The organism is Flavobacterium calami, from assembly GCF_038290035.1.
GTDB classification, from domain to species: Bacteria; Bacteroidota; Bacteroidia; order Flavobacteriales; family Flavobacteriaceae; genus Flavobacterium; species Flavobacterium calami.
The window spans coordinates 247106-257464 of sequence record NZ_JBBYHS010000004.1 but is presented as its reverse complement, the minus strand read 5'-3'; the positions used below and the strand labels follow the sequence as shown (position 1 = coordinate 257464).

Here is a 10359-nt window from a genome sequence, read left to right as displayed (position 1 = left end):
ATATCGGATAAAATACTATTGATTCTTACTTCGAGTTTTTCTTTGTATTTCTCTATAGAACCGCGCCAGACAAAGGTGTATTTATTGGATTTGGCTTCTATTTTTGTTCCGTCGATATACTGAATATCAAGACTTATGTATTTCATTTCCACAAGCATTTTGACTACCTCGGCAAATAAATCTTTGATGTTCTCTTTTAAAATCTTTCCTCTAAAATCGTTGATGGTTCTAAAATCAGGGGTTGAGTTGCCTGAAATAAACATAAAATGAATGTTCTCCGTGAGTGCTTTTGCTATTTTTCGGCAAGAATAGGTGTTGCTCAAATAACTGTAAAACAAAATCTTAAGCATCATTCTGGGGTGGTAAGCCGAGGTGCCACCGCCTTTGTATTTTTTAAAAAGTGTACTGATATCCAATGAATTCACAACTTGGTCAACTAACCGAACAGGATGATTTTCTGGGATTTTATCAAAAATATTCACCGGAAAAAGTTCCGGAGTATTGATTGATTGCGATTTAAATATTACTTTAGCCATTGCTCGTTTTTTGTGCAACTCTAAGATACTATTTTAGATTAAAAACAGCAAAAAAAAGGCTGTCCTTACTTTTCGGACAGCCTCTTAAGTTGATTCTGATGAAATTATTTTTTCAAAGCTTCATTTACGTCTTTTGCAGTTTGTACCGTTCCGTCTTTTGCAGCTTTAGCGGCAGCTTCTACTTTTTCAGCTCCCTTTTTAGTAGCATCTTTTACATCTTCTGCAGCTTTTTGGGTTGCTGATTTAACATCTTCTGCAGCATTTTCGGTTTTGCTAACTGCGCTGTCTTTTACTTCTTCAATGTCAGTTGTCAAGGAGTCTACTTTGTTTCCAAGCGTTAATTCTTCTTCAGGTTTAGTTGCTTTTTTATCTTCACAAGACTGAACACCGAATGCTAACAAAGCGATAACTGCTAAACTTAAAATTTGTTTTTTCATGATAATTTAATTTTTAAAATTGATAAAATATAAAGGGTATAAAGCTGAAAAAATAAAAGTACAAATTTTTAAATTAAGCGCTCTTTGTAAGATTATTTTCCTTTTGAGTGCAAGACAATTCCCGTGCCAAAAATTATTTTTTTCAGGTGTGTGTTTAATTTTTTTTTACCTGCCGAAGACAATTCATCAGGATTGAAAGCAGAACGGAGCCGAAGTTCTTTTTGGGCAAAAAGTCTTCGACTCCGTTCATTTTTAAAAGTAGTGAATTATGTTTATTTCGATAGTGGGTTATTTATTTGATGACTAAAACATTTTCACTTTGAGTGTAATCATTTAAAGTGATATTAAAAAGAATAGTCAAATCTTTTCCGGTTCTGACAACTCCAAGAGCAGCTGTTGGGGGAGATATTCCAAAATCTGCAAAAGTGATTTGGTTAGAGCCTCTTAAAACAAAATTTCCGTTAACAGCCGTTACGCTAACCTGAGTTCTGTATTCTTTGCTGACACCAGAAATGGTATAAATTCCGGTCAGGTTCCAAACTGTTTCGTTTACTTTGTCAGCAGATTTTAAAACATATTTGATATTTCTGTGTGTTTTGGTGTCTAAAGCTTCATAAGCCACATCATCCATACTTGATTTGCCGCTTTTAAGGCTTTCTGCCGGTAATATAATTGTCAGGCTGTTTATATCCGTCAGCTTAGAATCCTTAACTGTTAAATTCGCTGTACCAGTCCCGTCTGTAGATTTCATTACCCAATCGTGAACTGTAGAGGTTCCGGCAACTTCAAATTTCGATTTGGTATTAACTGTATAATTTTTTTGAGCATTGGTGTAAAGCGTAATTCCTAAACAGATAACTGTTAAAAAAATTGATTTGAGAGTTTTCATTTTTTGTTGATTTATTCGTTAATCATTTAATTAAGGGCTGATTTTTTTGACAGTTGATAAGTGTTGTATGAACAATCATCTCCTTAATTCTTGTATCAAATTTATTGTGAATACAAAGCAGATTTAATGATAAAAATCATAGTCAAAATTATTTTATAGAACTATAATATTAGTATGTACAATCTTCTGAGGAAATGATTTATAGTTGTATCATGTTGATTTTTAATCACTTATTAAGGAGGTGTTAATTACGGGATAAGAATTTTTTTGTAACTATTTATAGGTCTTTATTTGAGCAGATAATTGAGATTTCTCTAAAATAACTTTAAAAATTGGGCTTTACCGGCAAGAATGACTCTAAAAAGCATTAAAAAAGAACAAAAGTGATTAAATTTGCACCATGCAAATTGAGAAAAAAGACATAAGAGCCTTATCGAAAGATCAGTTACGTGATTTTTTTGTCGCTAATAACGACAAAGCTTTTCGTGGAAACCAGGTTTATGAATGGTTATGGAGTAAAGGAGCGCATAGTTTTGATGATATGACCAATGTTGCAAAGTCTACAAGGGTAATGCTTGAAAATAACTTTGTAATCAATCATATCAAGGTTGATACGATGCAGCGTAGCAGTGACGGAACTGTAAAAAATGCTGTTCGTCTGCACGATGGTCTGGTGGTAGAATCTGTTTTGATTCCTACTGAAACCAGAACTACAGCTTGTGTTTCCAGTCAGGTTGGATGCAGTCTTGATTGTAATTTCTGTGCAACAGCCAGATTAAAAAGAATGAGAAATCTGGAGCCGGGTGAAATTTACGATCAGGTTGTCGCAATTGACAGGGAAAGCCGTCTGTATCACAATCATCCGCTTTCAAATATTGTTTTTATGGGAATGGGAGAGCCTTTAATGAATTATAATAATGTCATTAAGGCTATTGATATGATTACCTCTGCTGAAGGTTTAGGAATGTCGCCAAAACGGATTATGGTTTCAACTTCGGGAATTCCAAAAATGATTAAAAAAATGGCAGATGATGAGGTAAAATTCAAATTAGCGGTTTCTTTGCATTCCGCAATTGATGAAGTTCGTGCCCGAATAATGCCTTTTAGCCAAAATTTCCCCTTAAAAGATTTACGTGAAGCATTGGAATATTGGTACAGAAAAACCAAAAGCAAAATTTCGTACGAATACGTAGTCTGGAAAGGGATTAATGATGATAAAGCTTCAGTTGATGCCTTGGTTAAGTTTTGTAAGTATGTACCCTGCAAGGTAAATTTAATAGAATACAACCCCATCGATGATGGTGAGTTTCAGCAGGCATCAGAAGAGTCAATAATGGCTTACATAAAAGCATTGGAAAATATTGGAGTAGTGGTAAAAGTACGCCGCAGCCGCGGAAAAGATATTGACGCAGCCTGTGGGCAATTGGCGAATAAAGAAGCTTAAATATTATAGTCTAAAAATAAAAAAAGCATTAAGAACAAGATTCGTACTTGTTTTTAATGCTTTTCTTTTTGGGCAAAAAAGGTTATTTTTTTAAATCTATTTCTGTAGTTATACCATCTTTGGTCACGTTTACAAGAGTGTTGCAGTCTCCGTTTCCGTAATCAACAACTGCATTTGCACCGTTTTTTGTTATAGAAAGTATTCCTTTTAAAGCAAATGGTTTTCGGCAGGTCGCATAAAATTCGAGAGGAGTTGTTATTTCTGCAGAAAAAGTATCGCCATTAGGGAAAGTTGTTGTGCCGCTTCCTGTAACGACCGAAACGTTGTCTTCCCAGTTAAACCAGGTATCATAACCAGCAATGGTTTCTTTGGTCAAAGTGCCTTTTCGGGTGTACACACCTCCATCATCAAAAGTAATAGTCAGATCAATTGCTACGGTTAAAACCGGATGTACTTCTGATTGTAAAGGAGTAGCTTTTTTAGTACGGACGATGCTTTTACTTCCCTGAAGTTTTTTGCCATTATGATAAAACCCTTCAAAAGTATAGCTGATTGTCTGAGTTGAAGCCGAAAAATCATTGGAGAATGAAATAACCATTTTCCCTTTTACCGAATTTCCGTTTTCAAGTGTACAGCCTTCAATGCCAAAATCAACGGTTTTGGTCCAGGTATTACCGCTTAAGGCTGTTGTAATTGTTGCGCAGCTTGGCAGGTAGTTTTTAATAGCTCCGTCAGTTTTGTTATTGATGTTTTGTTGTGCGGTAAACTGATCTTCGGCAATAGTGGTAACGTCTTCTATTGAAGCATCAATTTTTGAGTTGGCTAAAATCTCTTCGTTAGAAATTGCTGTTGGTGTTCCGTCATTAGTGTTTTCGTCAGAATTACATCCAATGAAAAAAGTTAATGCAATGCATGCAATTAATAAAAATTTTGTTTTCATAATAAATAATTTAAATTTTAATTAATGAATTCAAATTAGGTATTAGATTTTTTTGGTGTTTTTTTTTGAACTAGTACACAAAATATTGATATACTAACCTAAAATAAACAACGTTTTTTTATTTAAAATAGTATATTTGAAGGCGAAATGAATATTACTTCTCAAATAAAACAGCCCATTTTTAACGAAATGGAACTTTTCGAAAAAAAGTTCCATGAATCAATGACTTCAAAGGTTGCATTGCTTAACCGCATTACCTATTATATTGTAAACCGAAAAGGAAAACAAATGCGTCCGATGTTTGTTTTTCTGACTGCAAAAATGGTTTCAGAAGGAATTGTAAACGAAAGAACCTATCGTGGGGCATCTGTAATTGAGTTGATTCATACCGCAACTTTGGTTCATGATGATGTAGTAGATGACAGTAACCGCCGTCGCGGATTCTTTTCCATCAATGCACTTTGGAAAAACAAAATTGCAGTTTTGGTTGGGGATTATTTACTTTCAAAAGGATTACTGCTTTCAATTGATAATGGCGATTTTGACCTTTTGAAAATTATTTCGGTAGCCGTTCGCGAAATGAGTGAAGGCGAATTGCTTCAGATTGAAAAAGCCCGACGACTAGATATTACCGAAGATGTGTACTACGAAATCATCAGAAAAAAAACTGCAACTCTTATTGCCGCCTGTTGTGCTCTTGGTGCCAAATCGGTAATCGAGGATGATGCTCAGGTAGAGAACATGCGAAAGTTTGGCGAACTTATCGGAATGGCGTTTCAAATCAAAGACGATTTATTCGATTACAGCGAAGAAGCCATCGGAAAACCAACAGGAATCGATATTAAAGAGCAAAAAATGACTTTGCCTTTAATTCACGTTTTAAATACTTGTACTCCACAGGAAAAAAAGTGGCTGATAAACTCCATCAAAAACCACAACAAAGACAAAAAACGTGTAAAAGAAGTGATTGCTTTTGTAAAAAGCAATAATGGTCTGGCTTACGCCGAAAATAAAATGGTCGAATTCCAGCAGGAAGCACTTTCTCTTTTAAAAAATTATCCCGATTCTGAATTCAAGGATGCACTTACTTTAATGGTGAATTACGTTATTGAGAGAAAGAAATAATTAGTCAATTAGAAAATTAGATAATTGGTTTACTTTGTTGTAAATCAGTTTAATATTCTATTGGTTGGAATTTGGGCTCGAGCGATAGCGAACAGGCGAAGCAATTTAAATTTTTTGATTTTTTTTCACCCTCATACAACCATTTTAAAACGATACTCGTCTATGCTAATAGAAGTCTGTTAGTAAAACAAAATCTGTACGCTTATTAATGAAAATTATTCAGTTACATCAGGAAGAAACCAAAATCATAAAGTTGGCTGTCGAAAATAATCGACAGGCACAACAACAGATTTATGGTAAGTATTCTTCGAAAATGTTAAGCGTCTGCCGTCAATATATAAAAGACATTCAGCTTGCAGAAGATGTAATGATAACCGCTTTTATGAAGGTGTTTACCAACTTAAGTAAGTTCGAACACAAAGGAAGTTTTGAAGGCTGGATCCGCCGAATTATGGTTAACGAATGTATTTCGTATTTGAGAGTTCAGAAAAAAGTAAAATTTGCCGAGGATGAATTTTTTACAGAAGAAAGTTTCAACGAAATCGATAGTCAATTTACAGTAGAACAGATTCAGTATTTAATTGATGCTTTGCCCGACGGCTATAAAATGGTCTTCAATTTATATGCGATCGAAGGTTATAAACACAATGAAATTGCCAAGATGTTAGGGATTAATGAAGGAACATCAAAATCGCAATTATCGCACGCTAGGAAAATGCTGCAAACACAAATTACTATTTTAAAAAAACAAGTAAATGGAACCGAATAATTTTGAAAAGGATTTCCGTGAAAAACTAAATCAGCGCAAAATTGAGCCAAGCAATAAAGCCTGGGATCGATTGGATGCTATGTTGAGTGTTGCCGAAGAGAAGAAGCCGGAGAAAAACTCAAAAAGAAAATGGCTTTATATCGCAGCGAGTGTTGTTGGGTTTTTGTTGGTTGGAACTTTCTTTTTTAATCAAAATAAGAATACAGCTGAAACGCCAAACAATGTTGTTATTGAAGAGAATGCTAAAAAAGACTCAGTTGTGAAACCAATTTTAAATAATACAAATTCGAAAGAAACAGAAATTGCTGTCACAGAAAATCTTTCAAAAGAAAGTTTAAATAAGGAAGAAAAAAAACGTAATCAAATCTCAAATAAAATCATTAAAAATGAATCAAATCAAATAGCGGAGTCTTCAGTCATCATCAAAAACAATCAGGAAAAACAATCAATCAACAATCAAACTGTAATTGCCGAAAGCACTAAAACTTCAAATGTCGATCAGTTATTAGAAACTGCTGAACATAAAATTGTCGCAGAAAATTCGGCTAAACCAAAATCAAAAATAAAAGTCAATGCCAATGATTTACTCAATCAGGTCGATGGCGAATTAGAACTGTCTTTTAGAGAAAAAGTAATTTCAAAAGTCAATAAAAATTATCAGACAGTGAAAGTGGCTGTAGCCAGCAGAAATCAGCAGGAATAAAGAAGTTAGCACTTAAAAATAAAAAGTAAAAAGTAAAAAGTGAAATGTGAAAAGTAAAGAGTAAAGAGTAAAGAGTAAAGAGTAAAGATTTTACAGCTTACCATTCATGCCTCACAACCACAAAATATATTTTACAAAGCACATTTCATATTTTACATTTTACAAATCACAATTAATCATCATCAATCAATTTAAAAAAATCAATCATGAAAAATTTTACCATTCACCTCGTTATTTTAGTCTTTTTATTTGTCAGTAAAGTGCTGGGACAGGACACTTTTGAATCAAGGGCAAAACAAATTGCAAATAAAATAGAAAAAATTACTAAAGAGGAAAAAGAAACCCTCAAAAAAGAAGTTGAAGGAATAAATGTACAGCTTTCAAATGGTGTAATTACAGGAGAGCAGGCTGATAAACGCAAAAAGGAACTGGCCGAAGCAAGAGCTGTAATTATCGAAGAGAAAGTAACTCTTGCACAAAATGAATTAAATGATCTGGTTCAGCAAAAAGTAGACGGGAAGCTGAAAGAACAGGATTCTACAAAGAAAAACAGAATAGTTATTTACTGGGACAAAAACGACTGGAATCATAAAAAAAGTAAGGATTCTATTCGTGGAGAAAAAAGAACCACTTCTCAATTTGTTTTTGCAATGGGACTTAATAATATGATGGCTGATGGCAAACTTCAGGATTCAAATTATAAATTTATGGGTTCACATTTTTATGAATGGGGTTTTACATATAACTCGCGATTAATGAAAAATGATAATTTATTGCATGCTAAGTATGGATTGTCATTAATGTACAATAATATTCGCCCAACAGAGAACCGCAGTTTTGTAGTAAACGGGAATCAGACCGATTTAGAAATTAATCCTGTAAATTTAACCGAATCGCGTTTTAGAAATGTGTATTTAGTAGTGCCTGTTCATTTAGAATTTGATTTTACAAAGCCAAAAGAAAAAGACGGAAAAACGTATTTCAGAACCCATAAAAGTTTCCGTTTTGGAGTTGGGGGTTATGCCGGAATCAATGTGAAATCGAAGCAAATTTTAAAATTTGAAGAAGACGATTTGAAATACAAATCGACTATAAAAGGCGAGTATAATGTAAATAATTTTATCTACGGATTAAGTTCGTACATCGGTTATAAGGAATTGAGTTTGTATATGAAATATGATTTAAACCCATTGTTTCAGGATAATTTAATTAAAGAAAATAATATTTCCTTAGGACTTCGTTTTGATTTTAATTAAGGATACAATTTGGTTAGTTAGTAAAAAAGCACTTTAAAAAGAGTGCTTTTTTTGTGTGAAATCGCTAATTTTCAGGAAGGATTTATGTACTTTTACAGGCTCTTATTTTTAAAAAATATTTTACGTTTTGATTTCACAAAGTACAATTGATGCTGTTTTTGAAACTGCTCGTGTAGAGGAGGTTATTGGTGATTTTGTTAATTTAAAACGTGCAGGAAGTAACTTTAAAGGGTTGAGCCCTTTCTCAGATGAACGCTCACCTTCCTTCATGGTTTCGCCTGCAAAAGGAATCTGGAAAGATTTTAGTTCAGGAAAAGGAGGGAATTCGGTTGCTTTCTTAATGGAACACTCTCATTTTACTTATCCGGAAGCTATTCGATATTTAGCCAAAAAATACAATATCGAAATTGAAGAAACTGAGCAGACAGATGCCGAAAAAGCCATAACCGATGTTCGCGAAAGTATGTATCTCGTTTCTGAATTTGCTGCAAAATATTTTCATGATACACTGTTGAATTCTGAAGAAGGAAAAGCAATCGGTTTATCCTATTTTAAAGAAAGAGGTTTTACGAATGAAACCATTAAAAAGTTCAATTTAGGATATTCACCTGAAACTTGGGACGCTTTGACAAAAGAAGCACTTGGCAAAGGTTATAAATTAGAATTTTTAGAAAGTACAGGTTTAACAATTCCAAGAGAAGATCGTCCTTTTGATCGTTTTAAAGGTCGTGTGATGTTTCCGATTCAAAGTATGTCGGGGCGTGTTTTAGGTTTTGGAGGGCGTATTTTAACCAATGATAAAAAAGCCGCTAAATACCTAAATTCACCAGAAAGTGATATTTACCATAAAAGTAAAGTGCTCTACGGAATTTTTCAGGCCAAGCAGTCAATTGCAAAACAAAATAATTGTTATTTGGTCGAAGGTTATACCGATGTAATTCAGTTCAATCAGGCCGGAATCGAAAATGTTGTGGCTTCATCCGGAACAGCTCTGACACCAGATCAGATTCGTCTAATTAATCGTCTGACACGAAATATTACCGTACTTTTTGATGGTGACGCTGCAGGACTTCGTGCTTCTATTCGTGGAATCGATTTGATTCTGGAAGAAGGAATGAACGTAAGGGTTTGTGCCTTTCCTGACGGTGAAGACCCGGATAGTTTCGCACGAAAAAATTCCCATGATGATTTAGTTGCTTATTTAGAAAACAACAGTAAAGACTTTATACAGTTTAAGGCTTCGATTTTAATGGGAGAAGCAAAAAACGACCCGATAAAAAAAGCCGATCTGATTCGCGATATGGTGGCTAGTATTTCTAAGATACCAGACCGTATTCAACGTGAAGTGTATATTCAGGAATGTGCCCGAATAATGGATATTTCAGAGCAGGTTTTGGTGAGTACTCTGGCACAGCTGATTCAGAAAGATATTGCAGAAGCCAACAAAAAACAAAAGCAGGAACAAAAGCCTTTTGAGGTTTTTAGAAATCAGCCTCCAAAAGCAGGAACGTTTTCAGGAGGAGATCCGGAGGATCCGCGAACCGGCCCGCCAGAGGGCTATGATTATCCTGGTGATGCGGGATATTCAGGAGAACAGGTTCAAAAAGTAGATATTTTATATGGTTTTGAAAGAAAAATTATTGAAATACTTTTATTATACGGAAGTGTAGTCGAAGATTTTGAAGATGTTTTCCTAAAGGCGGATGAAGAAGGGAACGTAAAAGAGGTTTCTGAAAAAAGAAAATATAAAGTATTTGAAAAAATATATTTGAGTCTGCAGGAAGATGAGGTAGAGCTGTCGAATACGTTATTTCAGAATCTTTATAACAATATTATTGATTTTTATAATCAAAACGAGACATTTAGTTTAGATAAATATTTGATGCACTTGCAGCCTGAATTTGCTCAGGAAGTAACAAATATTTTAATGGAAGATGAAAGAGTGACGATTCATAATTGGGAAGGACAAAATATTTTTCCAAAACACAAAAGCGAAACCATCGAACAGAATGTTTCTGATACTATTTTCTCAATGCGATGGTATTTGGTTTCAGGAATTATTGCAGAACTGAAAAACTCATTGCTGACAGAGCCTAAGGAAGATAACTCTGAAGTATTGTCTATGGTTGTGGATTATTCTAAATTACTGAATAATTTTTCAAAGAAATTAGGAAGAGTAGTGGTTCCTTATCACTAATAAATCAAAAAGCTCTATATCAAAAATATAGAGCTTTTTTTATGGGTTGGATTCTCAGGAGAA

10 protein-coding genes are annotated in these 10359 nt (G+C 34.1%); 6 read left to right on the top strand and 4 right to left on the bottom strand.

Annotated elements, in window-relative coordinates; all coding sequences use genetic code 11:
* From AAEO57_RS05340 to AAEO57_RS05330, 3 genes are all read right to left on the bottom strand, one after another.
* The coding region (locus tag AAEO57_RS05340) for a transposase (RefSeq protein WP_341690274.1) at nt 1-536 on the bottom strand (536 nt) is incomplete at its 3' end.
* 104 nt (nt 537-640) lie between these two features.
* Entirely contained in the window at nt 641-973 is a 333-nt protein-coding gene (locus AAEO57_RS05335) for a hypothetical protein (protein ID WP_341690272.1), read from the bottom strand.
* Between the two features lie 292 nt (nt 974-1265).
* Complete coding sequence (locus AAEO57_RS05330) at nt 1266-1862, bottom strand: YceI family protein (RefSeq protein WP_341690270.1); 597 nt, start codon at nt 1860-1862, stop codon at nt 1266-1268.
* Nucleotides 1863-2262: 400 nt separating this feature from the next.
* Here AAEO57_RS05330 and rlmN point away from each other — a divergent pair, with 400 nt between their 5' ends.
* Nucleotides 2263-3306 carry a dual-specificity RNA methyltransferase RlmN gene (gene rlmN / locus AAEO57_RS05325; RefSeq protein ID WP_341690268.1) on the top strand — a complete coding sequence of 348 codons (1044 nt, stop codon included), beginning with the start codon at nt 2263-2265 and terminating at the stop codon, nt 3304-3306.
* Nucleotides 3307-3388: 82 nt separating this feature from the next.
* On the opposite strand, the gene AAEO57_RS05320 is transcribed toward rlmN, so the two are convergent.
* Nucleotides 3389-4246: a hypothetical protein gene (locus AAEO57_RS05320; RefSeq protein WP_341690266.1), complete on the bottom strand. Its 858-nt coding sequence runs from the start codon at nt 4244-4246 to the stop codon at nt 3389-3391.
* A 147-nt stretch (nt 4247-4393) separates the two neighbouring features.
* Here AAEO57_RS05320 and AAEO57_RS05315 point away from each other — a divergent pair, with 147 nt between their 5' ends.
* The 5 genes from AAEO57_RS05315 (at nt 4394) to dnaG (ending at nt 10296) form a co-directional block, all read left to right on the top strand.
* Entirely contained in the window at nt 4394-5371 is a 978-nt protein-coding gene (locus AAEO57_RS05315; protein ID WP_341690263.1) for a polyprenyl synthetase family protein, read from the top strand.
* Between the two features lie 208 nt (nt 5372-5579).
* Nucleotides 5580-6140, top strand: a complete 561-nt coding sequence (locus AAEO57_RS05310) for an RNA polymerase sigma factor (protein ID WP_341690261.1) — start codon at nt 5580-5582, stop codon at nt 6138-6140.
* The gene (locus AAEO57_RS05305; protein WP_341690259.1) at nt 6127-6843 is read left to right on the top strand and encodes a hypothetical protein; all 717 of its coding nucleotides are present in this window, start codon (nt 6127-6129) and stop codon (nt 6841-6843) included. The genes AAEO57_RS05310 and AAEO57_RS05305 overlap by 14 nt, the downstream gene beginning before the upstream one ends.
* Before the next feature lie 206 nt (nt 6844-7049).
* Nucleotides 7050-8099 (top strand): hypothetical protein, encoded by a 1050-nt coding sequence (locus AAEO57_RS05300; protein WP_341690257.1) that lies wholly within the window; start codon nt 7050-7052, stop codon nt 8097-8099.
* 127 nt (nt 8100-8226) lie between these two features.
* Nucleotides 8227-10296 (top strand): DNA primase, encoded by a 2070-nt coding sequence (gene dnaG, locus AAEO57_RS05295; RefSeq protein WP_341690255.1) that lies wholly within the window; start codon nt 8227-8229, stop codon nt 10294-10296.
* The last annotated feature ends 63 nt before the right edge of the window (nt 10297-10359 follow it).